This is a genomic window from Microbacterium sp. SORGH_AS_0505, assembly GCF_030818715.1.
Lineage (GTDB): Bacteria > Actinomycetota > Actinomycetes > Actinomycetales > Microbacteriaceae > Microbacterium.
This window is the reverse complement of record NZ_JAUTAT010000001.1, coordinates 2,756,291-2,780,799: the sequence shown is the minus strand read 5'-3', so window position 1 is coordinate 2,780,799 and position 24,509 is coordinate 2,756,291. Positions and strand designations below refer to the sequence as shown.

Annotated in this window: 24 protein-coding genes and 2 riboswitches; of the genes, 10 read left to right on the top strand and 14 right to left on the bottom strand. The window is 71.0% G+C overall.

Translation table 11 applies throughout. The features are described 5' to 3' along the window. Positions 1-26: 26 nt before the first annotated feature. Entirely contained in the window at positions 27-530 is a 504-nt protein-coding gene (locus QE428_RS13895; RefSeq protein WP_307470354.1) for a hypothetical protein, read from the bottom strand. A gap of 345 nt (positions 531-875) precedes the next feature. Between QE428_RS13895 and QE428_RS13890 the strand changes: the two genes are divergently transcribed. Beyond that, positions 876-1,649 carry an alpha/beta fold hydrolase gene (locus tag QE428_RS13890; RefSeq protein WP_307470353.1) on the top strand — a complete coding sequence of 258 codons (774 nt, stop codon included), beginning with the start codon at positions 876-878 and terminating at the stop codon, positions 1,647-1,649. Positions 1,650-1,664: 15 nt separating this feature from the next. Here the strand turns inward: QE428_RS13890 and QE428_RS13885 are convergent, their stop codons facing one another. After that, on the bottom strand, positions 1,665-2,597 hold the full coding sequence (locus tag QE428_RS13885; protein WP_307470351.1) for an AraC family transcriptional regulator: 933 nt from the start codon (positions 2,595-2,597) through the stop codon (positions 1,665-1,667). A 17-nt stretch (positions 2,598-2,614) separates the two neighbouring features. Beyond that, entirely contained in the window at positions 2,615-2,947 is a 333-nt protein-coding gene (locus QE428_RS13880) for an ATP-dependent DNA ligase (RefSeq protein ID WP_091354551.1), read from the bottom strand. Positions 2,948-3,091: 144 nt separating this feature from the next. Here QE428_RS13880 and QE428_RS13875 point away from each other — a divergent pair, with 144 nt between their 5' ends. Beyond that, positions 3,092-4,015, top strand: a complete 924-nt coding sequence (locus QE428_RS13875; protein WP_307470348.1) for a helix-turn-helix domain-containing protein — start codon at positions 3,092-3,094, stop codon at positions 4,013-4,015. A gap of 24 nt (positions 4,016-4,039) precedes the next feature. Here QE428_RS13875 and QE428_RS13870 read toward each other — a convergent pair whose 3' ends face one another. Continuing rightward, positions 4,040-4,270 carry a hypothetical protein gene (locus QE428_RS13870; RefSeq protein ID WP_307470346.1) on the bottom strand — a complete coding sequence of 77 codons (231 nt, stop codon included), beginning with the start codon at positions 4,268-4,270 and terminating at the stop codon, positions 4,040-4,042. 107 nt (positions 4,271-4,377) lie between these two features. Here QE428_RS13870 and QE428_RS13865 point away from each other — a divergent pair, with 107 nt between their 5' ends. After that, on the top strand, positions 4,378-4,944 hold the full coding sequence (locus QE428_RS13865; RefSeq protein ID WP_307470344.1) for a copper resistance CopC family protein: 567 nt from the start codon (positions 4,378-4,380) through the stop codon (positions 4,942-4,944). 30 nt (positions 4,945-4,974) lie between these two features. Here the strand turns inward: QE428_RS13865 and QE428_RS13860 are convergent, their stop codons facing one another. Beyond that, positions 4,975-5,523: a type 1 glutamine amidotransferase domain-containing protein gene (locus QE428_RS13860; RefSeq protein WP_307470342.1), complete on the bottom strand. Its 549-nt coding sequence runs from the start codon at positions 5,521-5,523 to the stop codon at positions 4,975-4,977. Between the two features lie 87 nt (positions 5,524-5,610). Between QE428_RS13860 and QE428_RS13855 the strand changes: the two genes are divergently transcribed. Then, complete coding sequence (locus QE428_RS13855; RefSeq protein ID WP_307470340.1) at positions 5,611-5,748, top strand: hypothetical protein; 138 nt, start codon at positions 5,611-5,613, stop codon at positions 5,746-5,748. Positions 5,749-5,765: 17 nt separating this feature from the next. Here QE428_RS13855 and QE428_RS13850 read toward each other — a convergent pair whose 3' ends face one another. Further along, positions 5,766-7,244 (bottom strand): MDR family MFS transporter, encoded by a 1,479-nt coding sequence (locus QE428_RS13850; RefSeq protein ID WP_307470337.1) that lies wholly within the window; start codon positions 7,242-7,244, stop codon positions 5,766-5,768. A gap of 143 nt (positions 7,245-7,387) precedes the next feature. Here QE428_RS13850 and QE428_RS13845 point away from each other — a divergent pair, with 143 nt between their 5' ends. Next, complete coding sequence (locus QE428_RS13845) at positions 7,388-9,265, top strand: ABC transporter ATP-binding protein (RefSeq protein ID WP_373457709.1); 1,878 nt, start codon at positions 7,388-7,390, stop codon at positions 9,263-9,265. Positions 9,266-9,269: 4 nt separating this feature from the next. On the opposite strand, the gene QE428_RS13840 is transcribed toward QE428_RS13845, so the two are convergent. The 6 genes from QE428_RS13840 to QE428_RS13815 are packed head-to-tail and all read right to left on the bottom strand — an operon-like array spanning position 9,270 to position 15,777. Beyond that, complete coding sequence (locus tag QE428_RS13840) at positions 9,270-10,232, bottom strand: glycosyltransferase family 2 protein (RefSeq protein WP_307470333.1); 963 nt, start codon at positions 10,230-10,232, stop codon at positions 9,270-9,272. Next, positions 10,232-11,371, bottom strand: coding sequence for a cysteine desulfurase family protein (locus QE428_RS13835; RefSeq protein ID WP_307470331.1), 1,140 nt, complete (start codon positions 11,369-11,371; stop codon positions 10,232-10,234). Before QE428_RS13835 ends, QE428_RS13840 begins: the two co-directional genes overlap by 1 nt. Before the next feature lies 1 nt (position 11,372). Further along, positions 11,373-12,227 carry a carboxylating nicotinate-nucleotide diphosphorylase gene (gene nadC, locus QE428_RS13830; protein ID WP_307470329.1) on the bottom strand — a complete coding sequence of 285 codons (855 nt, stop codon included), beginning with the start codon at positions 12,225-12,227 and terminating at the stop codon, positions 11,373-11,375. Then, positions 12,227-13,759: an L-aspartate oxidase gene (nadB, locus tag QE428_RS13825; RefSeq protein ID WP_307470327.1), complete on the bottom strand. Its 1,533-nt coding sequence runs from the start codon at positions 13,757-13,759 to the stop codon at positions 12,227-12,229. Before nadB ends, nadC begins: the two co-directional genes overlap by 1 nt. Further along, positions 13,756-15,084 (bottom strand): quinolinate synthase NadA, encoded by a 1,329-nt coding sequence (gene nadA / locus QE428_RS13820; protein ID WP_307470325.1) that lies wholly within the window; start codon positions 15,082-15,084, stop codon positions 13,756-13,758. The genes nadB and nadA overlap by 4 nt, the downstream gene beginning before the upstream one ends. A 15-nt stretch (positions 15,085-15,099) precedes the next feature. After that, a complete protein-coding gene (locus QE428_RS13815; protein ID WP_307470323.1) occupies positions 15,100-15,777 on the bottom strand; it encodes an NUDIX domain-containing protein in 678 nt (225 codons plus the stop codon). A gap of 140 nt (positions 15,778-15,917) precedes the next feature. Between QE428_RS13815 and QE428_RS13810 the strand changes: the two genes are divergently transcribed. The 5 genes from QE428_RS13810 (at position 15,918) to gcvP (ending at position 23,126) form a co-directional block, all read left to right on the top strand. Then, complete coding sequence (locus QE428_RS13810; RefSeq protein WP_133399790.1) at positions 15,918-17,087, top strand: MarP family serine protease; 1,170 nt, start codon at positions 15,918-15,920, stop codon at positions 17,085-17,087. A gap of 62 nt (positions 17,088-17,149) precedes the next feature. After that, positions 17,150-17,235: riboswitch (glycine riboswitch) on the top strand. Beyond that, positions 17,236-17,328: riboswitch (glycine riboswitch) on the top strand. A 74-nt stretch (positions 17,329-17,402) separates the two neighbouring features. Further along, positions 17,403-18,767, top strand: a complete 1,365-nt coding sequence (locus tag QE428_RS13805; protein ID WP_307470319.1) for an L-serine ammonia-lyase — start codon at positions 17,403-17,405, stop codon at positions 18,765-18,767. A gap of 11 nt (positions 18,768-18,778) precedes the next feature. Then, entirely contained in the window at positions 18,779-19,897 is a 1,119-nt protein-coding gene (gene gcvT / locus QE428_RS13800; RefSeq protein WP_307470317.1) for a glycine cleavage system aminomethyltransferase GcvT, read from the top strand. Continuing rightward, positions 19,894-20,274, top strand: a complete 381-nt coding sequence (gene gcvH, locus QE428_RS13795; RefSeq protein ID WP_091354502.1) for a glycine cleavage system protein GcvH — start codon at positions 19,894-19,896, stop codon at positions 20,272-20,274. The genes gcvT and gcvH overlap by 4 nt, the downstream gene beginning before the upstream one ends. 53 nt (positions 20,275-20,327) lie before the next feature. Beyond that, entirely contained in the window at positions 20,328-23,126 is a 2,799-nt protein-coding gene (gene gcvP / locus QE428_RS13790; protein WP_373457722.1) for an aminomethyl-transferring glycine dehydrogenase, read from the top strand. A gap of 192 nt (positions 23,127-23,318) precedes the next feature. Here gcvP and QE428_RS13785 read toward each other — a convergent pair whose 3' ends face one another. Together QE428_RS13785 and QE428_RS13780 are read right to left on the bottom strand one after the other, a co-directional pair. Continuing rightward, positions 23,319-23,654: a hypothetical protein gene (locus QE428_RS13785; protein ID WP_307470312.1), complete on the bottom strand. Its 336-nt coding sequence runs from the start codon at positions 23,652-23,654 to the stop codon at positions 23,319-23,321. Continuing rightward, the gene (locus QE428_RS13780) at positions 23,651-24,340 is read right to left on the bottom strand and encodes a hypothetical protein (RefSeq protein WP_307470310.1); all 690 of its coding nucleotides are present in this window, start codon (positions 24,338-24,340) and stop codon (positions 23,651-23,653) included. The genes QE428_RS13785 and QE428_RS13780 overlap by 4 nt, the downstream gene beginning before the upstream one ends. Positions 24,341-24,509 lie beyond the last annotated feature (169 nt).

The window sequence follows — 24,509 nt, the reverse complement described above, 5'->3', positions numbered from 1 at the left end:
CGAGCGTCACCCGAGAGCCGTGAACATCACAGTGGCAAGCGGGTCTCGTCGGTGATCGGGCTGAATCGCCGGACGTAGGCGCGTTGTACGAGGCGGTCGACCAGCGAATAGCCGTGGATGTCCCGCACCGGGCCGCTGATCGGCATACCCAGCTCTACGAGGAGCCGTCGCGCCTGTGGGGTCCAGCGAGCCGTTTCGGCCATCTGCAGCGCCCTATCGGCGAGGACGTCCTTGTCGTGCGCTTTCGCAAGCTTCCAAGCGTGCGCGATCTGGTACGGCCTCGCGAGAGCGGTCGTGGAAGCCTTGATCTCTCCCGCGAGCCACATCGCTATCACGGACTCGATTGACGGGAGGCGTGTGATGAGGGGGATCAGCAGCGCTTCGACATCGAGGAGCAACGGGTCCCGCGCGGCTTCATCTGTGTCCCGGTACCTGCGTCGCGAAGCGCCGGGGAGGTCCGGCAACCCGAGGCTGACGGCATGCATGGCGTCCTCCAGGAGCTGACCGTCTTCCAAGACGGTCGCGCCCACCGAGAGCTCGTGTTCATGCGGATCGAACTTGGCGGTCCCCAGGTGCACCCACCACCGCAGCTCGGATGTCTCGAGGATCCATTCGTCGCCGCGTCGATCGAACCCCGCTCGCGTGAAGACTCGGGTCAGTTCCCGGGTTCGCATGCCTCGTGACCATTTCTTCGTCGGTACCGGGTTCGTCATAGTGCGAGGCTAGCTGGGTCCCCGTCAGGGCCCACTCGCTCGGCGCGACGGAGCGCCCGTGCTCGCTCGGGTAGGGTTTCCTGTTGGTCAGGCACTCCGTGCAACCGACCCGTATTGCGGCGTTCTCGTCGAGTTCCGCGTCAACAACCGAGGATCCTCCCCATGACACAGATTCAGCGCCAGGTGTTCGACGCCGAGGCTCGTGCCATCCCGTTCATCGACGAGGGCGACGGCCCTGCCCTCGTCCTCGTTCCGGCGCAGGGGCTCGACGTCGCCTACCTCGGTGGGCTCGCGAGCATCCTCGAGGAGGAGGGCTTCCGGATCGTCCGCATCGGCTCCCGCCGTTCCGGCGAGTCGGTGCCCTCGATGCACGACCTCGCGCAGGACGTCGTCGACGTCCTCGACCACGTCGGCATCGGTTCCGCATGGATCGGGGGCCACGCGTTCGGTGGCGCCGTCGCCCGCACCGTCGCGCTCGACCACCCCGGCCGCGCCAGCGGTGTCCTCCTGCTCGGCGTCGAGGCGGCCCGCGCGCTCGACGACGACGCAGCCCGCGCCCTGCACAGTGCCTTCTCGGCACCCGTCGAGGCCCCGGACACCGCCGCCGTTCGCACCCTGGTCGGGCCCGGCATCTCCATCCCCGTCGCCTGGGACGTCTTCGCGCGGTCGCGCGACCTCGATGTCGAGGAACTGCAGAGCGCCGCCCTCGCCTCGACACCCGTCGCCGAGTGGGCGAGCCTCGCCGCGTCGCTGCCGATCCTCATCATCCAGGGCGCCGAGGACCCGATCACGCCGCCCGCGAATGGCGACGACCTCCAGGCGACGGCGGCCGACCGGACGAGTGTCGTCCGTCTGCCGGATGCCGGACACCTGTTCCCGATGACGCACCCCGGTGAGACGGCGTTCCAGATCGAGGACTACCTCGGCTGGGACTGAGCCCGGGGCGACGCGTCAGCGTCGGAGCGTCGCGTGGGGCTGCTCGCCGAACTCCACGCGATAGTGCTGAGCGAAGCGCGGGAGATGGACGAAGCCCCAGCGCCGGGCGACCTCGGCGACCGTCGTGGCGTCGGCATCCGACCTCACGAGGTCCCGTCGCACGGCCTGCAGCCGCTGAGCCCGGACATACGTCGCCGGCGTCACGCCGAGGGTGCGCTGGAAGGCGCTCTGCAGACCTCGGACGCTCAGCTTCGCAGCCGCAGCGATGTCCGCGACGCTCAGGGGGTCGCCGAGGTTGTCGTCGATGAACGCCGTGGCGCGGTGGACGGCACGTGAACCCACGGCTGCCCTCTCGGCATCCGCATCGATGCCGAAGGTGCTGATCGTGGCCGCGAACACGGCGTCGACGGCCGCCTGACGGATCAGGTCGTTGTGAAGCAGTGCGGCGTCGTCGAAGATCCGGCCGACGTGGGTGATCGTCGACTCCCAGTGGCGCTGCAGATCCGGCGTGAGCGCGCAGGAGTGCGGAAAGCGCCCGTGGCTGCCGAGGTCCATGCCGGTGAAGGCTCCGAGCGCGGAGAGCCCGATCCCGACGACCTCGGCGTTGACGGCGGAGGACCAGGTCTCGGCCGAGCCCGGACCGAGCAGGAACGGAGCGTCCACATCCACGCGGGAGCCGTTCGACTCGGCGCGGAGGCCTCCGTCGTCGAGCCGCGCCACGCCGACGTAACCGCGGATGTCGATGTGCGAGTGCAGGAAGCCTGTGGTCTGGAACCGCGTGACCTGCAGCCGCTCGTCGCCCACGATCCGCTGGCGCAGCGAAAAGGCATCATCCGACTCGCGGATCGACGCTCCCGCAGCGACCTGTTGCAGCAGAGCGGCGGCGGCGTCGACGTCGAGAGCCTCGCGCGTGACATCGACGACGCGCGACTCCTGTTCACTGGACATGGATCATCTTTACGGGGTCATTCCATGGCGTCGCTGGGCGTGCGGGTGGCGGATCCCTGCGGTTCCGGGATGACGTAGAGACCTGTCGGCGAGTTCGCGACGTGGCTGAGCGCGTCCAGCCACGCCGGATTCAACGTCGGCTGGCGGCTGCCGAAGTACTGCCAGTTGAGGTCGGCGCCGGGATGCAGCCACACCACCTGTCGACCGTCGCCGAGGCTCTGGTCGTTGCGCCACATGAAGGTGAACGCTTCGCCACGTCGCAGCTTCGTGGTGATCACGAGCTGCAGGTGCGCGAGGAGCCGATCTTCGAACTCGGCCCGGATGCGGTCGTTGTAGATGAACTTGCCCACTGTGTCCTCTCGGGGATCGTAATATCCATTATGCGCACCTCATCCGTATTGCGCAGAATGCCGTCGATCCCCGGCACGCCCGGGAGACGTAGGCTCGGATCAGGTCCCGTCGGACCGCAGCCGACCGGGGAAGAAAGGGACAGCGTGCCTGCGCTTCGTGAGCATTTCCGCTCCGCCGATCTCGGCGAGGCGGAGGCGTACATCAACCGCAGTTACGGGAGCGTCGATCTCGATGCGCAGGACCTCGTGTTCGAGGAGTCCAGCGTGGGCGACGATCGCTTCGGGCTCCGGCGATTGAACATCCGCGGCGGCTACAGCGCGGAGTGCGACCTCGACGCGATCATCGTCGTGCACAGCGACGCGCGCTACGAATGGGAGATCGACGGGGAACGTGGCGACGCGGCGGACCCGGTCCTCTTCCAGCCGGGCTCGACCCTCGCCTGCCGGCTCCAAGACACGCGCGTGCAGGTCATCGCGCTGCCGATGGACGCTCTCACGGACCTCGCACGGACCGTCTACAACGACGACACCGTCACGGTGCGTTTCGACGGTACGCGTGCCGCCGACCCCGCTCTCCTGCGCGCGTGGCAGTCGGCGTCCGCGATGGCGTTCGCCGCCGAGACAGCCCTCGACAACGACCTCGCGCGGGCGTCGCTCTTCCGCTCGATCGCGGTGTCGACGCTCGAGGCATTCCCCCTCATCGGTGATCGCGCCGAGCGCAGGGAGACCGTCGCCCAACAGCAGCGGGCTTACCGCGCGGCGGTCGCGTTCTTCGAGCAGAACGCGTCATTGCCGATCACGGTGGACGATGCAGCTGCGGCGGCCGGCGTCGGCAGCGCGGCGCTTCGACGCGCCTTCCGCGCGCACTCGGCTGCCGGACGCACTCCGATGGAGCACCTCACCACCGTGAGGCTCGACGCCGCCCGTGCCGAGATGGTCGGGACGCCCATCGGCTCGGTCGACGACCTGAGCGAGATCGCCTCGCGTTGGGGGTTCTCCGTCGCCGGCCTGAGGCGGCATCACCTCGCGGCGTACGGGAACAGTCCCGAGGATCTGCTCGGCCTCTGAGGCGTCGCCCGGGCGGGCTCGGCGTCACTCGGCGTCAGCCTCGGACTGCCCTTGGCCGGGGCCGGGCCGGAAGGTCGCGTCGTCGGCGATGTCCACCCGAGTGACGCCGTCGTGCTCCGTCACGAGGTAGTGCGACTCGGCGGAGGGTGCACCGCGGTCCTCGGGACGCTCGAGGTCGGGGGAGAGGTCCTCCGGATTCGTCTGCGCGTCGCTGTCGTCGATGTCCATGTGGTCGTCCTTCCAGGATGTCGTCACGGCCACGGTAGACGCGGGGGCGACGCGTCCGCCGGGGGTTGCTCGGCAGCCGCGCGGGCGGTACGCCGACGCGGAAGGTGCACAGCGTCCGATGGCAGGCTGGAGTCATGTCCGCCGCGTCGTCCCGCACTGCCTCCGTCCGTCTCGCGCTGTCCCGCATCCTGGCGGTCTCCGCCGGCATCGCGGCCCTCCTGGTTCTCGGAGTCGCCACTCCGGCCCTCGCGCACGACGAGCTCATCGGCAGCACCCCATCGCCCGACGAGCAGGTCAGCACAGCGCCCACGTCGGTGGTGCTCACGTACTCGGCCGCGATCATGCCGGAGGGGGCCGAGGTCATCGTGGTGGATGCCGCGGGCAAGGACTGGACCGATGGCGCGCCCGTCATCGACACCAACACCCTGACCGCCCCGCTGGCTTCCGGTATGCCCGAGGCGGGCTACCTCGTGGAATGGCGGGTCGTCTCGAGCGACGGCCACCCGATCAGCGGCACGATCCCCTTCGCCGTCGGGCAGGCATCGCCCCTGCAGTCGTCGCAGGCGACCCCGGACGCGGGTGCTGATGGGATGTCGGCCGTTCCGTTCGTCGTCGGGGGCATCGTCGTCGTGGTCGCCGTCGTGGTGGTGGTCGCCCTCGCGATGGCCCGTCGACGCACGACGCCCCCGACGCGCGACTGAGTCGCGGACGGGGGCGCCGGGTTGCCGGTGTCAGACGGTCTGGGCCGCGTGGGGGCCCTCGGCGATCTCCTCGACCAGCTTCGCGTTGAACGCCGGCAGGTCATCCGGAGTCCGGCTCGAGACGAGGCCGGCGTCGACCACGACCTCTTCGTCCTGCCAGGTGGCGCCCGCGTTGACGAGATCGGTGCGGAGGCTGGGGTAGCTCGTCAGGGTGCGCCCGCCGAGGACGTCGGCCTCGACGAGGAGCCAGGCGGCGTGACAGATCGCGCCGACCGGCTTGTGCTGCGCGAAGAAATCGCGGGCGAAACGCGCGGACGCGGCGTCCAGGCGCAGGTCGTCGGCGTTCACGACGCCGCCGGGGAGGACCAGGGCGTCGTACTCGGCGGCTTCGGCATCCGCCGACGTGGCGTCCACGGACTGTTCGTGCCCGTTCTTGCCGGTGATGGTGCCCGCCTCGGGGGCGATCATGACCGCGGTGGCCCCGGCATCCGTCACTGCCTCCCACGGGGAGGTCAGCTCGCTGTCTTCGAATCCGTCGGTCGCGAGGAACGCGACGCGCTTTCCGCTGAGGGTGCTCATGCCGTCGACGGTAGGCGTCGGGCGGCCCGGTCTTCAGGCCCTTGACCACCGCGCCGGTGCGGGTTACGCGGGCGTAGCATGGAGACCATGGCCACCTCGAACCTGCCTACCCCGTCCCTGCAGCCGATCTCGACGCTCCAGAACGCGACGGAGGAGACGGACGCCGTCGACCTTCTCGACGAGGGCGCGTCGTGCTGCGGCGGAGGATGCTGCAGCACGAAGTGAGCTGTCGCACCGACTGATCAGTGGGCGAGTGGGGCTCCCTCGTCCGCGGACCCCTCGGCCGGCTTGCGGACGAACAGCGCGAGCACGACCGCGGCGCTCGCCACGATCGCACCGACGAGGAACGCGGCATGTACGCCGCCGGCCTTGGCCAGCACCTCGGTATGCCCGTCGGCCAGTCCGGCCGCCGTCGTCACGGTCATGATGGTGACGAACAGCGCGGTCCCGGCGGCGCCCGCGACCTGCTGCAGGGTTCCCACCGTCGCCGAGCCGTACGGGTAGTAGCGCCGGGGGAGCGAGCCGAGCGCCGACGTCAGCAGCGGCGTGAATGTGAGACCGAGCCCGAGGTTGAGGGCCAGGTGTACCGCGATCACGAAGGGGACGCCCGTGTTCGCGTCGAACAGGGTCATTCCCCACAGGGCTGCGGCGGCGATGATCATGCCCGGGATGACGAGCGGAGTCGGCCCCACCCGGTCGAAGGCGTTGCCGACGAAGGGCGCCATCGCACCCATGAGGATGCCGCCGGGAAGCAGCATGAGACCGATGCCGAGGACGTCGAGCCCCAGCACCTGCTGGAGGTAGATCGGCAGCAGGACGATCGAGCCGAACAGCGCGGCGAACACGACGACCACGAGGACGACCGCGAGCGAGAACGCACGGGTCTGGAACGTACGGAGGTCCAGCAGTGCGCTGTCGGTCTTCTGCAGGTGCAGCTGGCGGAGGACGAAGAGCACGAGTGCCAGTGCGCCGACGACCAGCGGGATCGCGACCGGGACCGGGGCGTGCCCCGACGCCGACTCGCCGATCGCGCTGAAGCCGTAGATGAGGCCGCCGAAACCGAGGGCGGACAGCGGGACGGACAGCACGTCGAAACGCGCGTCCGGGCGGGTCTCGGTGACGTTCTTCACCCATACGGCGCCGAGTGCGATCGCGATGAGGGAGATGGGCAGCATCACCCAGAAGATCGCATGCCAGGTGAGGGTCGAGAGGATCAGGCCCGAGACGGTAGGCCCGATCGCCGGGGCGACGGCGATCACGACGGTGATGGTGCCCATCATCCGGCCGCGGTGCGACGGGGGCACGATGTTGAGGACCGTCGTGAACAGCAGCGGCATCATGATCGCCGTGCCGCTGGCCTGCACGATCCGGCCGGCGAGGAGGAACTCGAAGCCCGGTGCGAGGGCGGCGATCAGGGTTCCGGCCGAGAACAGGGTCATGGCGGCGAAGAAGACGGTCCGCAGCGTGAACCGCTCCAGCAGGTACCCCGTCAGCGGGATGACCACGGCCATCGTCAGCAGGAAGCCGGTCGTCAGCCACTGGCCGGTGGCGACGGTGATGCCGAGGTCGGCGACGATGTCGGTCAGGGCGACACTCATGGTCGTCTCGTTCAGGATGACGACGAAGGCGGCGACGACGAGCAGTGCGATGACCGGACCCGTCCTCGTCGGCGCCGGAGCGGGTGCGGCGGTGGGCGTGGATGCAGTGTCCGAGAGGGGCACGAGAGTCCTTCGAGTGGGAGGGGCGGTCGGCGCGGCGGAGACAGGCACACGCGTCTCGCGAGTCGTTCAGCCTAACGGATCCGGGTTGCGCTTCATTCCCCGGGCCGGCGAGGATCGCGCGGGGTTATGGTGACGAGATGAGCATGGGCGGACCCGGAGGCTTCCGAGGAGGGTTCCGCGGAATCGATGAAGACACGCAGCGGGAGCAGAACGCGTCGGCTCCCCGCATCCCGGATCTCGGCCGGCGTGTGGTCGCCCTCTTCCGCCCGTACCGCCGCCGACTGGTCGTCACCGCGGCGCTCGTGATCCTCGGCGCGGCGGTCGGCGTCATCCCGCCGCTGCTGGTCCAGCGCATCTTCGACGACGCCCTCTTCCCGGTCGACGGCTCGCCTCCCCAGCTCGGGCTCCTGGGTGTCCTGGTGCTCTCGATGATCGGGCTGTTCGTCCTCGGCGCGGCGCTCGGGATCGCGCAGACCTGGCTGACATCGACGGTCGGCAACCGGGTGACGGGCGATCTGCGCGTGCGGATGTTCGCCCATCTGCAGGCGATGGACCTCGGGTTCTTCACGCGGACCAAGACAGGCGTCATCCAGTCGCGGTTGCAGAACGACGTGGGCGGGGTGTCCGGCGTCCTCACCAACACGGTCACGAGCATCCTCGGCAACACCGTCACGGTCATCTCCGCGCTGGTGGCGATGCTCCTCATCGACGTGCGACTCACCCTCATCGCGGTCGTCATGATGCCCGTGCTGATCCTCGTGCAGCGACGGGTCGGTCAGGTGCGCGCACGTATCGCCGGTCAGACGCAGGAGTCGCTGTCGGAGCTCAGCGCCATCACCCAGGAGACCCTGAGCGTCTCCGGCATCCTGCTGTCGAAGTCCTTCAACCGCCAGCGGACCGAGTCGGATCGCTACGCCGCCGAGAACCGGACCCAGATCGGTCTGCAGGTGCGGCAGGCGATGAGCGGGCAGGGCTTCTTCGCTGTCGTGCAGATCATCATGTCGTCAGTCCCCGCGATCATCTACCTCGTCGCCGGGTTCTTCATCACGGGGGACGCGGTCCCCATCACGGCGGGAGCCGTCGTCGCGTTCACGACGGTGCAGGCACGGCTGCTCATGCCGCTCATGGGACTGATGCGCGTCGCGCTCGACGTGCAGACCTCGCGCGCGCTGTTCGCCCGCATCTTCGAGTACCTCGATCTGCGCCCCGCGATCGCCGACGCCGCCGACGCGCTCGACGTGGCGGACGCCCCCGGCCCGGTGGGGCGGATCGAGTTCCGGGACGTTTCGTTCCGATACCCGGATGCCGGCCCCGACAGCCCTGCGACCCTCGACGGCGTCTCCTTCGTGGCCGAGCCCGGGCAGCACGTCGCCTTCGTGGGACCCTCCGGCGCCGGAAAGACCACGATCCTGTACCTCGCGCCGCGCCTCTACGAGCCGACCGCGGGGACCGTGCTGTTCGCCGGAGCCGATGTGCGCTCGCTCTCGCAGGCATCGATCATCGACCGGATCGGCATCGTGTCGCAGGAGACCTACCTCTTCCACGCGTCGATCCGCGACAACCTCCGCTACGCGAAGCCCGAAGCGACGGATGCCGAGATCGAGGCCGCCTGCGTCGCGGCGAACATCCACCACGTCATCGCCGGCTTCGAGGACGGCTACGACACCGTCGTCGGCGAGCGGGGGTACCGCTTGTCCGGCGGAGAGAAGCAGCGGATCGCTATCGCGCGCGTACTGCTGAAGGATCCGCCCGTGCTGCTGCTCGACGAGGCGACCTCGGCGCTCGACACCGTCTCGGAGCGGGTCGTGCAGGAGGCCATCGACGAGGCGGCGCGGGGGCGGACGACGCTGTCGATCGCACACCGGCTCTCGACGGTGATCGCCGCCGACGTCATCCACGTCGTCGAGGCGGGGAGCATCGTCGAGTCGGGCACGCACACGGAACTGCTGGCGGCGGGCGGTCTCTACGCTGAACTCGCGGCGCAGCAGGTCGCGGCGGCGCGTATCGACGGCGCCGGCTGAATCCTCACCAGGCCTGTGCGGCGGCCAGCAGGGGAGCGGATGCCTCGTCGAGGACGACGCCCTCGTTCTCGGCGCGATCGAGGAGGTCTCGCGTGAACGCACCCAGAAGCTGCCGATAGGTGTCGTCGGGGTGGTGCTCGGCGACCCTCACGAGGGCGGGGACGTCCATGTCGAGGATGAGGTGGACGCGGGAGCGGGCGGCGTCGTCGAATCCCGCGTCATCGAGGACCGCGAGGCCTCCCCGCATACCGTCGAGGTAGTCCTGCAGGACGGGGACGGCGTGGCGCCGCTGCGTGATCGAGGTGCCGTCTGCTCGCTCGCGCCAGTGCACCACGACGTCGGGGATCACGTCGATGGCTCCGGCCGCCGCATAGAGCTGCTGCGCGACGACCTGGTCCTCGTACGCCCGCTCCTCGGTGAAACGCAGACCCTCGCGACGCCACAGGTCGATGCGGCTGACCTTGGACCACGCGACGATGTTCCCCGAGACGTCCGGGTGCTCGGCGAGGGTCGTGCGACGCCGGGCGGGCGAGGTGGATGCCGCGACCCAGGGCTGGACGATGCCGGGGGCGTAGCGACCCGAGGCATCCGCTCGCAATCGGACGTAGGCGCCGACGGCGATGTCGCTGCCGGATTCCTCGAGGCTGCCCACGAGGGTGGCGAGCCCTCCCGGCAGCATGACGTCGTCGGCGTCGAAGAAGCCGACATAGGGGGTGCCCACGAGATCGAGCGCCTCGTTCCGGGAGGTGCCCAGGCCGCGGGCGACGTCGTGGCGCAGCACCGTGAAGCGAGGATCAGCGGCGGCCGTCGCGGCGAACACCTCGGCCGTCCGATCGCGTGAGGCGTCGTCGACGAGGATCGCGCGGAAGTCCTCGTGCGTCTGCCCGCGGAGGGAGGCGAGGGCCTCGTCGGCGAACGCGCCGACGTCGCGTCCGGGAACGATGACGGTGACGGTCGGGGTGCTCATCACCGCGATCGTACCGCCGCCACCGAGGCGGCGACGGCGTCGGCGAGGGGGGCGGGGTCGATCGTCGCGTGGTGGCCGAAGCTGAACCGGACCGACGTTTGGGCGACGTCGGGTGCGATGCCGAGCGCCAGGAGCACATGGGAGGGTTCGTCGCTGCCGGCTGCGCAGGCGGATCCGCTCGAGGAGACGACGCCGCGCCGTTCGAGTTCGAGCAGGACGGCTTCGCCGCTGACGCCCGAGAACGTGAAGCTCGCCGTCCCCGGCAGACGGCGGGATGCGTGACCCGTGAGCCGCGCCTCGGGGATCAGCGCGAGAACGCGGGCGACGAATGCGTCGCGCGCCGCTGCGACGCGCGCCGTCGCGTCGAGTCGCTCCGCCTCGGCGAGTTCGAGTGCGACGGCGAGGCCCACCGCGCCGGCGACGTTCTCCGTGCCGCTGCGACGATCGCGCTCCTGACCGCCGCCGTGGAGGAGTGGTTCCAGGGAGACGCGTCCGCGGATCGCGAGGGCCCCGATCCCCTGCGGGGCTCCGATCTTGTGGCCCGCGATCGAGAGGGCTTCCGCACCGGTCCCCGCCAGGGGCAGCCACCCCGCTGCCTGGACGGCGTCGAGGTGGAGCGGGACGCGCGCCGCTGTGGAGACGGCCGCGAGGGCGGCGGCATCCTGCACCGTCCCGACCTCGTTGTTGGCGTACCCGAGCGAGACGAGCACGGTGTCCTCCCGAAGGGAGGCCGCGAGGTCGTCGGGGGAGACGAGCCCATCCGCGTCGACCCGCAGCCGGGTCACCGCCACCCCGTGGACGCGCTCCAGGAACTCCGCCGACGCGAGCACCGACTCGTGCTCGATCGCGCTCGTGACGAGGTGTCCGGGCCGCCCGGTGCGCAGGAGTGCTGCGACAGCGACCCCCTTCAGCGCGAGATTGTTCGCCTCGGTCGCCCCGGAGGTGAAGATCACGTCTCCCGGCCGCATCCCGAGGACGGCTGCGACCCGGCGACGCGCGTCGGTGAGGGCGGCGGCGGCATCCTCGCCGACCGTGTGGTGGCTCGACGGGTTGCCGTAGCGCTCGCCGAGAAAGGGGAGCATCGCCGCCCGCACCTCGGGACGGACGGGTCCCGTCGCCGCGTGGTCGAGGTAGAGCACCTCAGGCCTCGATGCGGACGTCGAGTCCCAGGTCGAGCGCCCGCGCCGAGTGCGTCAGCGCGCCGACCGAGATGACATCGACACCGGTCTCGGCGATCGCCCGGACGGTGTCGAGGGAGACCCCGCCGGATGCCTCGACGGTCGCCCGCCCCGCCACCTGCGCGACACCCGTCCGGAGGCCCGCGAGGGTGAAGTTGTCGAGCATGATCGTGCCGATGCCCGCGGCGAGCACCGCCTCGATCTGGTCGAGACGGTCGACCTCGACCTCGATGTGGGCGGTGTGGGGCAGACGCGTCTTGGCCTCGATGATCGCCTCGGTGACCGACAAGCCCGAGCGCGTGAGCACGGCGAGGTGGTTGTCCTTCGCCATCACGGCATCCGACAGCGAATGGCGGTGGTTGGCGCCGCCGCCGCTGCGGACGGCGTGCCGCTCGAAGGCGCGCAGGCCCGGTGTCGTCTTGCGGGTGTCGACGATGCGCACGCCGGTCCCGGCCACCACATCCACGTAGGCGGCGGTCACGGTCGCGATGCCCGACATCCGTTGGACGAAGTTCAGTCCGATCCGCTCCGCCGTCAGGATGGCGCGGGCGGGTCCCGTCACGACGGCGAGGACATCGCCGGGGGAGAAGCGGTCTCCGTCCGGCACCCGGAGATCCGTCTCGACACCGTGGTCGGTGAGGCTGAACGCCGCAGAGAACACGGCGCCGCCGCTGAACACGCCGGCTTCCCGCGCGACGAGTTCGGCCGTCGCGGTGGCGGATGCCGGGATCAGCGCTTCGCTCGTGATGTCACCCCACGGGGCGTCCTCGAGGAGGGCTGCGCGGACAGTGGTCTCGATGACGGCGGGCGAGAGCATCACGCAGCCCCTTCCAGGTCGGGTCGGATGCGCGCATCGGCGGAGGCCGGATCGTCCGTGCGCTGGTGGGAACCCACCGAGCCGGTCCGCGCGAGCGCGGCGGCGACCATGAGCTCCGCGACGAGCAGGAGGTTCGCGTCCTCGTGCTCCGGCAGGGTCACCGGCGGCGTGGCGGAGCCGCGCCACGCGGCGAGGGTGCGTGCCGCACGGCGAAGACCGCCGCCGTCGCGCGTCACGCCGGCATCCGCCCACATGAGCTCCTGCAAAGCGTGCCGGCTGAAGGGCGGGTGCGGGATGCCGTCGGCCGCCGTCTCGCCGACGGTCGGGGCGCCGGCGAGCACGGGCCACGCCGCACCGTCTGTGGCCGCGGCATGACCGGCACGGGCGCCGAAGACGGCGCCCTCGAGCAGGGAGTTCGACGCGAGACGATTCGCCCCGTGGACTCCGGTCCGCGCGACCTCGCCGACCGCGTACAGGCCCGGGACGTCGGTGCGGCCGTCGAGGTCGGTGACCACGCCGCCCATGAGGTAGTGGGCGGCCGGTGTGACGGGGATCGGCTCGCGCGCCCAATCGAGCCCGCGCGAGCGGACGGCGGCGTCGATGGTGGGGAACCGGGCGGCGAGGAACCGTGCTCGCTCGTCGGGGTCGGGGCTGTGGACCGCCGTGGCGTCGAGGAGGACGGGTCGTCCGCCCTGGCTTGCCATCGCGGCCGTGATCGCGCGGGCGACGACGTCGCGGGGCGCCAGTTCGGCGTCCGGGTGGACGTCGACGGCGAATCGGCGTCCGCTCTCGTCGCGGAGGACCGCGCCCTCACCGCGCACGGCCTCCGAGACGAGGAACGCGTCGCCCGTGGCGAGCACCGTGGGGTGGAACTGCACGAACTCGAGGTCCTGGACGGCAGCGCCCGCCCTGGCGGCGAGGGCGATGCCGTCACCGGTCGCCACGGCGGGGTTGGTCGAGTGGGCGAACAGCCGGCCTGCGCCACCCGTCGCGAGGATCACGGCGTCCGCCTCGATGCGCTCGCCGCCGAGGATGTCCACACCGACGACACGTCCGCCCCGGCGGACCAGGTCGGTCACGAAGCAGTGCTCGAGGACACGGATGCCGCTCCGGCGGATCTGCTCGACGAGCGCGCGCTCGATCTCGGCGCCGGTGGCATCGCCCCCGGCGTGCAGGATGCGGGGGAATGAGTGCGCGCCCTCGAGTCCCGCGCGGAGCGTGCCGTCAGCGTCCCGATCGAACTGCACGCCGGCGGCGATGAGGTCCCGGATGCGGTCCGGACCTTCCGTGACGAGGACGTCGACAGCGGCCGGGTCCGCCAGCCCCGCTCCGGCGACGAAGGTGTCGCGGGCGTGATCGGCCGTCCGGTCGGCGGGGGAGAGCGCGCCCGCGATGCCGCCCTGCGCGTACCGAGTGTTGGTTTCGACCAGCTCGCTCTTGGTGACGATGGTCACCGTCGAACTCCCGGCATCCGCGTGGAGGGCTGCGGTCAACCCGGCGATGCCCGAGCCGACCACGACGACGCTGGTCACGGCTTGGCCGCCAGCATTCGCTCGAGGGCGACGCGCGCCGGCTGGGCGACGTCGGCCGGCACCGTGATGCGGTTGCGAACCTCGCCGGCGACGAGCCCTTCGAGGATCCAGGCGAGGTAGCCCGGGTGGATCCGGTACATAGTCGAGCACGGGCAGACGACCGGGTCGAGGCAGAAGATCTCGTGTTGCGGGAACTGCGCCGCCAGACGCTGGACGAGGTTGATCTCGGTGCCGATCGCGAACGTCGTGGGCTCGGTGGCCGCGGCGATGGCCTTCCGGATGTAGTCGGTCGAGCCCGCTTCGTCCGCCGCGTCGACGACCTCCATCGGGCATTCGGGGTGCACGATCACCCGGACGCCCGGGTGATCCGTCCGCGCGGCGGCGATCTGGTCGACCGTGAACCGGCGGTGTACCGAGCAGAAGCCGTGCCAGAGGATGACGCGGGCGTCGGCGAGCTCGCTCTTCGTCGATCCGCCGAGCGCTTTTCGCGGATTCCACATCGGCATCTGCTCGAGGGGGACGCCCATGGCCTTCGCCGTGTTGCGGCCGAGGTGCTGATCGGGGAAGAAGAGCACACGACGTCCGCGGGCGAAGGCCCACTCGAGGACGGTCCGTGCATTCGACGAGGTGCAGACGATCCCGCCGTGGCGGCCGACGAAGCCCTTGATCGCGGCGGACGAGTTCATGTACGTCACGGGGATGACCGGGAGCAACCCCTCGGCATCCGGAGTGTCCATGTCGCCGTAGACATCGGCGAGCTGCTCCCAGCACTCCTCGACCTGGTCGATGTCGGCCATGTCGGCCATCGAGCAGCCTGCGGCGAGGTTGGGGAGGATGACCGCCTGTTCGGGGCGGGAGAGGAGATCGGCGGTCTCGGCCATGAAGTGCACGCCGCAGAAGACGATCGCCTCGGCGTCGGGGTGCTCGAGGGCGGCATTCGCGAGCTGGAAGCTGTCACCGACGTAGTCCGCGTGGGTGACGACCTCTTCGCGCTGGTAGAAGTGCCCGAGTACGACTACGCGCTCGCCGAGGGTCTGTTTCGCCGCGACGATGCGCGCGGCGAGCTCTGACTCGTCCGCCTCGCGGTACTCGGCGGGCAGCTGCCCCTGTCGGGGCGCGCCCGTGGGAATGACGTCGCCCATCGACGAGCCGGGTCCGTAGCCGGGGCGGGTGTCGAAGGTCCAGGGTCCGGCGGCGAGGTCGGTGTTGCACGTCTCGGCGGTGGTCTCGCCGGCGACGATCGCCTGGATCTCGTGATCGACGCTGGGATCTATGGGACGGGGATCGATCGGGCGGGGCTGCAGGGTGACGGGGGTGGCGCTCATGTCGGTTCGGGTCCTTCACTGCGGGAGCGGGCCGCGATCGGCCAACTCGACGTCCTGGTTGTAGCGGTAGAGGCGGGCGGGCCGGTGGCTGCCGGTGCGGAAGTCATCGGTGGGGATGAGGGTCCCCGAGCCCTCCACCTGGCGGCGGAAGTTCGCGGGGTCGAGACGCCGGCCGAGGATCGCCTCGTAGACCTCGCGGAGTTCGGCGAGGGTGAAGCGGTCGGGGAGGAAGCCGTGGGCGATGCGGCTGTAGCCCACCTTGTTCCGCAGCCGCCACAGGGCGTAGTCGACGATGTGGTTGTGGTCGAAGGCCAGCTCCGGCAGGGCCGTGGCGTCGAACCAGGCGACGTTGTGCTGTTGGGTCGCTTCGGTGACGTCCTCGCGCACGAGCGCCCAGTAGACGATCGACACGACGCGGCCGGGGGAGCGCCCGACGTCCCCGAAGGCGTACAGCTGTTCGAGGTAGCTCGGTGACAGTCCGGTCGTCTCCGCGAGGGTGCGGGATGCCGTCGCCTCGACGTTCTCGGCAGGATCGACCCACCCGCCCGGCAGAGCCCACTGGCCTTCATGCGGGTCGCGCGTCCGACGCACGAGCGGCAGCTCGATGCGCGCATCGTCGGCATCCCGCCGCAGGCGGAAGATGACCGTCGACACGGCGACGCCGATGGGGGAGGGAGGCAGTGTTCTTGTCATGATGACCTTAAGTGCTGCTCCGATCTTAGAGTCAAAGTGACAAGAACGGCAACACGAACCGACTTCCCAGGGGGCGCGTCCTACGCTGATCACGAGGAACCGCCGGCTCTCCCGGGCGGACTCGTCAAGGGAGGCCCGCCGTGCTCGTCGTCGACATCATCGTCGTGCTCGTGCTCATCGCGGCACTGTTCGGCGGGCTGCTGCGCGGCCTCGTCGCGACGGCGGGGACCCTCGTCGGCATCATCCTCGGCGCGGTGATCGCGGTCTGGCTCACGCCCGTCATCGCGCCCACCTTCGCCGGCTGGGAGTACCGCAGCCTCGTCCTCGCGATCATCGCCCTCGGGATCGTCGTCGTTCTCGCCTCGATCGGAACCGCCGTCGGCGCGCGCCTGCGCCGTGGGGTCGACCGCGCCAAGCTCGCGCCCCTCGATCGGATCCTCGGCGGGCTCGTGAACACGGTCGCCGCCGCCATCGTCCTCCTCCTCGCGAGCGGTGCGATCGTCGGGTCCGGGATGCCGGTGGTCGCTCCCGCCGTGGCGTCCTCCCGCGTGCTGGGCGCCATCGACGCGATCACCCCGCCCGCGGTCGATTCCGCGCTCGCCGAGCTCCGCGGCTTCATCGTCGACGAGGGCATCCCGCGCGTCGGCGACCTGCTGGCACCCGAGGTCGAGCCCACGGCGCCCCCGGTGTCGCTCGACGATCCGCAGCTCGAGCGGGCCGCGGCATCCGTCGCCCGCATCAGCGGCAACGCGTACGCCTGCGGAGCGTCGCTGACCGGGTCGGGGTTCGTCGTCGCGAACGACCTCGTCGTCACGAACGCCCACGTCGTGGCGGGCGTCGACACCCCGCTCGTCGAGCTCCCGGGTCGGGATGCCGAGGAGGGACGCGTCGTCTACTTCGATCCGATCGATGACATCGCCGTGATCAGCGTCGCCGGTCTCGACGCGCGGCCACTGCCCATCGTGGGCGACGTCGCGGCCGGCACGCCGGTCGCCGTCCAGGGCTACCCCCTCGGCGGACCCTTCACGAGCACCTCGGCGTACGTCCTCTCGGTGGGGAACGCGATCGTGTCGGACATCTACGAGGACAGCTCGCAGCCCCGTGAGATCTACGCGCTCGAGGCGGACGTGCGCCCGGGCAACTCCGGTGGCCCGCTGCTGACGGCGAAGGGCGAAGTGACCGGCCTCGTCTTCGCGCGGGGGCAGGACGACGCGACGCGCGGGTACGCCATGACGACGGAGGAACTCCAGCCTGCGCTCGAGGTCTCGGCCGACGCGGCGACCGTGTCGTCCGGGAAATGCGCGCGCTGAGGCCGTATCGGCGCTGCGGGGGCCGGTGATAGGCTCGCGCTCACAATCGCACACCGGACCATCGCGTCTGCTCGGGAGAAGCCCTCGTGGCTGCCGAAGGAGCAATCCCTCCCCGGAATCTCTCAGGCCCCCGTACCGAGCCGACATGGTCACTCTGAAAAGCGGCACCTTCGGGTGCCCGCCGACGGGGCAAGCGGGCACCGCCCGTGAAATCTCTCAGGCCGATGACAGAGGGGGAGGAACTCACCCGCATCCCGCTGCGCCGTCAGGAGTTCCGTTGTTCCCACCGTCACACCCACCCGCTCGCTCACCGCGATGACCCCGAGCATCGGCGTCTTCGACCTGTTCACCGTCGGTATCGGGCCCTCCAGCTCGCACACGGTGGGGCCGATGCGGGCCGCAGCGGACTACGTGTCGCGGATCGACGCTCGACGTGCTGCCCGGGTACAGGTCGACCTCTACGGTTCGCTCGCGGCGACCGGCCGCGGGCACGGGACGCTCACGGCCGTGCTCCTCGGGTTGGAGGGGCTCGAGCCCGAGGAGGTTCTGCCCGCTGAGGTGGAGGAGCGGACGGCGGCGATCGCTGACGAGCGTCGGGTTCGCCTCGGCGGTACCGGGGATGTGCCCCTCTGCGAGGACGACATCGTCCTGCATCCCCTCACGATCCTCCCCGGCCACACCAACGGCCTGCGACTGCAGGCGTGGGACGCCGACGGGCTGCTGCTGGACGAGGCCGTGTACTACTCGACCGGCGGTGGGTTCATCGTCCGCGACGGCGAGCAGGCGCAGGTGACGACGGCAACCGCAGTGCCGTTCCCCTTCGAGACGGCGGCCGAGCTCCTGGCCCATTGCGACAGCGAAGGGCTCTCCATGGCCGAGATCCAGCGCCGCAACGAGCTCGCCTCACGCGACGAGGTCGAGATCGAGACCGGCATCCTGCATCTCGCCGACGTCATGAGCGAGAGCGTCGCCTCCGGCGCCGCGCGGGAGGGGATGCTGCCGGGCGGCCTGCGGGTCCCGCGCCGCGCGCCCGCCTGGCGGAACCGGCTTCGCCTCGACGACCCGACGGGCGAGGACCCCGCGCTCTGGCAGGAGTGGGTGAACTTCGTCGCCCTCGCGGTGAACGAGGAGAATGCGTCCGGCGGACGGATCGTGACCGCACCGACGAACGGCGCCGCGGGGATCATCCCCGCCGTCCTGCACTACGCGACCCATTACGCGGCGAAGGGGCGATCTCGCGAGGCGGTCGTCATCCCCTTCCTGCTCACCGCCGCCGCGATCGGCGTCCTCTACAAGGCCCGCGCCTCGATCTCGGGCGCCGAGGTCGGCTGTCAGGGCGAGGTCGGCTCGGCATCCTCGATGGCGGCAGCGGGGCTCGCCGAGGTGCTCGGCGGAACACCGCGACAGGTTGAGAACGCCGCCGAGATCGCGATGGAGCACAACCTCGGCCTCACGTGCGACCCGATCGGCGGTCTCGTCCAGATCCCGTGCATCGAACGCAACGCGATCGCCGCGGCCAAGGCGATCAACGCCGCCAAGATGGCGCTGTGGGGCGACGGCACCCACCGCGTCTCCCTCGACGAGGTCATCGTGACCATGCGCGAGACGGGGCGGGACATGAGCAGCAAGTACAAGGAGACGGCGCTCGGCGGCCTCGCGGTCAGCGTCGTGGAATGTTGAGCGGAGACGGCATGACCGAGACCACGACCGAGCCGCGGCGATCGCCGCTGCACGAGCTGCACGAGCGGCTCGGCGCGTCCTTCACCGACTTCGGCGGCTGGCTCATGCCCGTCCGCTACACGTCGGACCTCGCGGAGCACCACGCCGTGCGGGGGAGCGCGGGACTGTTCGACATCTCGCACATGGCGGAGTTCCGCATCGAGGGTGCGGGGGCGGCGGACTTCCTCGACCGTGCCCTCGCGGGTCGGCTCTCGACGATGAAGGTGGGAAAGGCCAAGTACTCCCTCGTCCTTGCGGACGACGGCGGCATCGTCGACGACGTCATCGTGTACCGCATCACCGAGGACGAGTTCCTCGTCATCTCCAACGCGGGCAACCGTGCCGAGGTCGCGGCCGCCTTCGCCGCCGTCGAGGCCGGTGACGCGCGCATCGAGGACATCACCGACCGGATGTCGCTCATCGCCGTGCAGGGCCCGGCGGCCCGCGGCATCCTCGAAGCCACCGCGGGGATCGAGGACGTCGATCCCGCGTTCGCGGACATGACCTACTACTCCTGGGCGCTCGGGTCGTTCCAGGGTCGGAGCCTGTTCGTCGCCCGCACCGGGTACACCGGCGAGGACGGCTTCGAACTCATGGTGCCGAACGAGACCGCCGAGGGCCTCTGGCACGCCGTCTCCGAGGCGGGCGCCGCGCACGGGCTCGTGCCCGCGGGCCTCGCCGCCCGCGACACGCTCCGCCTGGAGGCGGGGATGCCGCTCTACGGCCACGAGCTCTCGCGGGACATCGCCCCCGCGCAGGCCGGGCTCGGCCGCGTCGTCGCCCTCGACAAGGAGGAGTTCGTCGGCAAGGACGGTCTCGCCACCCGCGACCTCGACGGCGCTTCCGTCCTCGTCGGTCTCGCCGCCGAGGGCCGCCGCGCCGGTCGTGCCGGCTACGCCGTGCTCTCCGGCGACGAGACCGTCGGCGAGATCACCTCGGGAGCCCTCAGCCCGACCCTCGGCCATCCCGTCGCGATGGCCCTCGTCCACCCCTCGGCATCCGCTGAGGGCACCGTCCTGACCATCGACGTCCGGGGGACCCGCATCCCCGCGACCGTCACCGCCCTCCCCTTCTACCGGAGACAGAAATGACCGACCTCACCGCCCTGTCCTACACCGCCGAGCACGAGTGGATCGCCTTCGACGGCGACGTCGCGACCGTCGGCATCACCGACTACGCCGCCGAGAAGCTCGGTGACGTCGTCTTCGTCGAGCTCCCCGCCGTGGGCACCGCTGTCACCGCCGGCGACACCTGCGGCGAGATCGAGTCGACCAAGTCCGTCGGCGAGCTCTACGCGCCGCTGACCGGCGAGGTCGTCGAGATCAACGACGCCGTCGTCGACGACCCGTCCTCGGTCAACGCCGGCGCGTTCGACGCCTGGCTCGTCAAGATCAAGGTCGACGGCGCGCCCACCGGAGACCTCCTCGACCGCGACGCCTACGTCGCGCTGACGGGCGGCGACGCGTGAGCTCGGCCTTCCAGAGCCGCCACATCGGCACGGACGCGGCCGCACAGGCCGAGATGCTCCGCGTCCTCGGGCGCGATTCCGTCGAGGCGCTCGTCGACACGGCCGTCCCCGACGCGATCCACGTCGCCGAGGGCGAGAGCATCATCCCGCCCGCCGCGACCGAGGCGGAGGCTCTTGCGGAGCTCCGCGACCTCGCGGCGCAGAACCGTTCGGCGCGCGCGATGATCGGCCTCGGCTACTACGACACGCTGACGCCGTCGGTCATCCAGCGGAACGTCCTCGAGAACCCGTCCTGGTACACGGCGTACACGCCGTACCAGCCCGAGATCTCGCAGGGCCGCCTCGAGGCGCTCATCAACTTCCAGACGATGGTGACCGACCTCACCGGGCTTGCGACGGCGAACGCGTCGATGCTCGACGAGTCCACGGCCGTCGTCGAGGGGATGCTGGTGGCCCGCCGCGCCTCGAAGGCCGCGTCGAACGTGTTCCTCGTCGACGCGGATGCGATGCCGCAGACGAAGGCGCTGCTGCACCACCGCGCCGCCGCCGTCGGGGTCGAGATCCTCGAGACCGACTTCACCGGGGCGCCCGAGGTGCCCGAGGCGTTCGGCGCCTTCGTGCAGTACCCCGGCGCGACCGGTCGGGTCTGGGACCCGTCCGAGGTCATCGCCGCCGTGCAGGCGCAGAAGGGGCTCGTCGTGGTGGCGGCCGACCTCCTCGCGCTCACGCTCCTCCGCTCGCCGGGGTCGATGGGCGCCGACGTCGCGGTCGGGACGACGCAGCGCTTCGGCGTGCCGATGGGCTTCGGCGGACCGCACGCCGGCTACATGGCGGTCCGCGCCGGTCTCGAGCGTCAGCTGCCGGGGCGCCTGGTCGGCGTGTCGATGGATGCCGCGGGTCAGCCCGCCTACCGCCTGTCGTTGCAGACCCGCGAACAGCACATCCGTCGCGAGAAGGCGACGTCGAACATCTGCACCGCCCAGGTGCTGCTGGCCGTCATGGCCGCGATGTACGCCGTCTACCACGGTCCCGACGGGCTCAAGCGGATCGCGGAGGAGACCACCGCGAAGGCATCGCTGCTGCGCGACTGGCTGGTCGGCTCCGGCGCGGACGTCCTGCACGACGCGTTCTTCGACACCCTCGTGGTCCGGACGCCGGGTCGCGCGGAGGACGTCATCGCCGATGCGCGTCGCCGCGGGTACCAGCTGTGGTTCCGCGACAGCGACTCCGTCGGGATCTCCGTCGACGAGACGACGACCGTCGCGGACCTCCAGGCCGTGGCATCCGTCTTCGGCGTCGACTCGTCGAAGGTGTTCGTCCCCCTGCGGGACCGGAACGCCCACCTGCCCGCGGCGCTCCGTCGCACGGACGAATACCTGACGCATCCCGTCTTCAACACGCACCGGTCCGAGACGGCCATGATGCGCTACCTGAAGCAGCTGGCCGACCGCGACTACGCGCTCGACCGGGGCATGATCCCGCTCGGGTCGTGCACGATGAAGCTGAACGCGGCGACCGAGATGGCGGCGGTGTCGTGGCCGGAGTTCGCGCGCGTGCACCCGTTCGCGCCGGCCGAGGACGTCGCGGGCTACCTCGTGATGATCGAGCAGCTCGAGGCGTGGCTCGCCGAGGTCACCGGGTACGACGCGGTCTCGCTGCAGCCGAACGCCGGCTCGCAGGGCGAGCTCGCAGGCCTGCTCGCCATCCGCGGGTACCACCACTCGCGGGGCGACCTGCACCGCGACGTCTGCCTCATCCCGTCGTCCGCGCACGGCACCAACGCGGCATCCGCCGTCCTCGCCGGGATGCGGGTCGTCGTCGTCGCGTGCGACGAGGCCGGCAACGTCGACCTGTCGGATCTGCGCGCCAAGGTCGAGACGCACGCCGACAGCCTCGCGGCGCTCATGATCACGTACCCGTCGACGCACGGCGTCTACGAGCACGACGTCATGGACATCACCGGCGCCGTGCACGCGGCCGGCGGGCAGGTGTACGTCGACGGAGCGAACCTCAACGCCCTGCTCGGGTTCGCACGGTTCGGCGACCTGGGCGGCGACGTGTCGCACCTGAACCTGCACAAGACGTTCGCGATCCCGCACGGCGGCGGCGGACCCGGTGTGGGTCCCGTCGCGGCGAAGGCGCACCTCGCGCCGTTCCTGCCGTCGCACCCGATGGCGCAGCGCGCCGAGCACGCGGGCGGTCATGTGTTCGACGGCGGGCCGGTCTCGGCCGCGCCCTACGGCTCGGCATCCATCCTGCCGATCTCGTGGGCGTACGTGCGGATGATGGGCGCCGAGGGACTCCGGCAGGCGACCGCCGCCGCGGTGCTCGCGGCGAACTACGTCGCGCGCCGGCTCGAGGGTGACTACCCGGTGCTGTACGCGGGGGAGGGCGGGCTCGTCGCGCACGAGTGCATCCTCGACCTGCGTCCGCTCAAGGAGGCCACCGGCATCACGGTCGACGACGTCGCGAAGCGGCTCATCGACTACGGCTTCCACGCCCCGACGATGTCGTTCCCGGTCGCGGGGACGCTCATGGTGGAGCCGACGGAGTCCGAGGACCTCGCCGAGCTCGACCGGTTCGTCGAGGCGATGATCGCGATCCGCGCCGAGGCTGACGCCGTGGCCGCCGGAGAGTGGCCGGCGAACGACAACCCGCTGGTGAACGCGCCGCACTCCGCGGCATCCGTCATCACCAGCGAGTGGGCACACCCGTACCCGCGCGAGACCGCGGTGTACCCCGTGCCCGGCATCGTGCGGACGAAGTACTGGCCGCCCGTCCGCCGCATCGACAACGCCTACGGCGACCGCAACCTCGTCTGCGCCTGCCCCCCGATCGAGGCTTTCGCCTGACGCTGGGCCGCGGTCCGCGAGACTGCACGTGGCCGCCGAGACTGTGGCTTCGGACACCGGTCTCGGCGCGTGCGTGCAGTCTCGCGGCGGGGCGGCATGCGCGGTGGGCAGTCGGACCGCGCGCCATGACCGGGTGCCGCCGCGCTCGCCCGACCTTCCGCGAGACTGCACGCGACGCATGAGACTGCGGGGTCAGACCCCGGTCTCGGCGCCGGCGTGCAGTCTCGGGACGGAGTGGCGCGGGGCGAGCGCGATTCGAGCGGTCGCGAGGCGATACGGGTCGGGAAGTGCGACGCGCGGGAGGCCTGCGCCACGGAGGATGCCGTCCAGCGCGTCGGGGTCGACGAGATCCGACCAGCCCCAGTGCGCGACTGAGCGGATGCCTCGCGACCGCAGACGATGATCCCGCTCGCGGCGCGCGCGCAGCAGAGACACGGGATCACCGAACCGGCCGTCGTACTTGAGGTCGCCGTCCGCCTCACCGGCGATCCCCGATCCTGGCCACCAGAAGTCGGTGCGATCGGTCACGGCTGGCCCGCTCCACTCGGTCTGCAGCTCCGGTTCCTCGTAGCCGAGCAACTCGATGATCGCCCGACTCGCGGACTCGAGAGTGGACTCCGCCTCAGCCCTGGCGCGATGCAGGGGCCACCGGGCGATGCGGCGCCCCGCGAACTCGGTCGCTGCTCGTTCTGTTCGACGAGCGATTCCACGGATGCCGCCGGATCCAGACGGAGCGCGGCATCGGCCGCGATGAGCCCCACGACCACATGGCGAGCCCTCGCGAGGTCGACGGCGCAGTCTGACGGCGCGACGGCGGCGAATCCGCCGAGGTCGAGGACGTCCCGCGCGCCCGTCGTCGTGTGCAGGCGGAGCCCGGCGTGCAGGCGTGCGGTGCGGGTCGGGTCGCCCAGGGCGTGGACGACGCCGGGGTCGCCGAGCACCGGCATCCCCCAGATCGCCGCGGCCGATTCGTGGCTCAGGACGAGTCCGGGGTGCGCGAGGATCGTGGCGTGGATGCGGGCCAGATAGCGGTCCCACGGGAGGAGTGGTCGCCACGACGCCGTCGGCGAGTAGACCCCGCGCACGACCGACACGAGCTCGCCTCGTGACGCGAGGCGGGCGGCGTGGGGCACGTCCCGCGCGCGCAGGAGGGGTACCGGGCAGGCGACGGGAGTGGGGCGGGCGACGGGCAGGAGGTCGGCGTTCGAGGGCATGGCCCCGAGGTTCGCGGCGAGCCGCCAGCCCGTGCACCATCGCACCCCGCCTGGTGGACTCCGCGCCCGACGCGCACGCGGTGGAGGAACCGTCGCCCGCACCGCCCCCACCGCGAGACAGCACGCGGCGCACGAGACCGCGGCGCCGCGCCGCAGCCTCGGCGCGCAC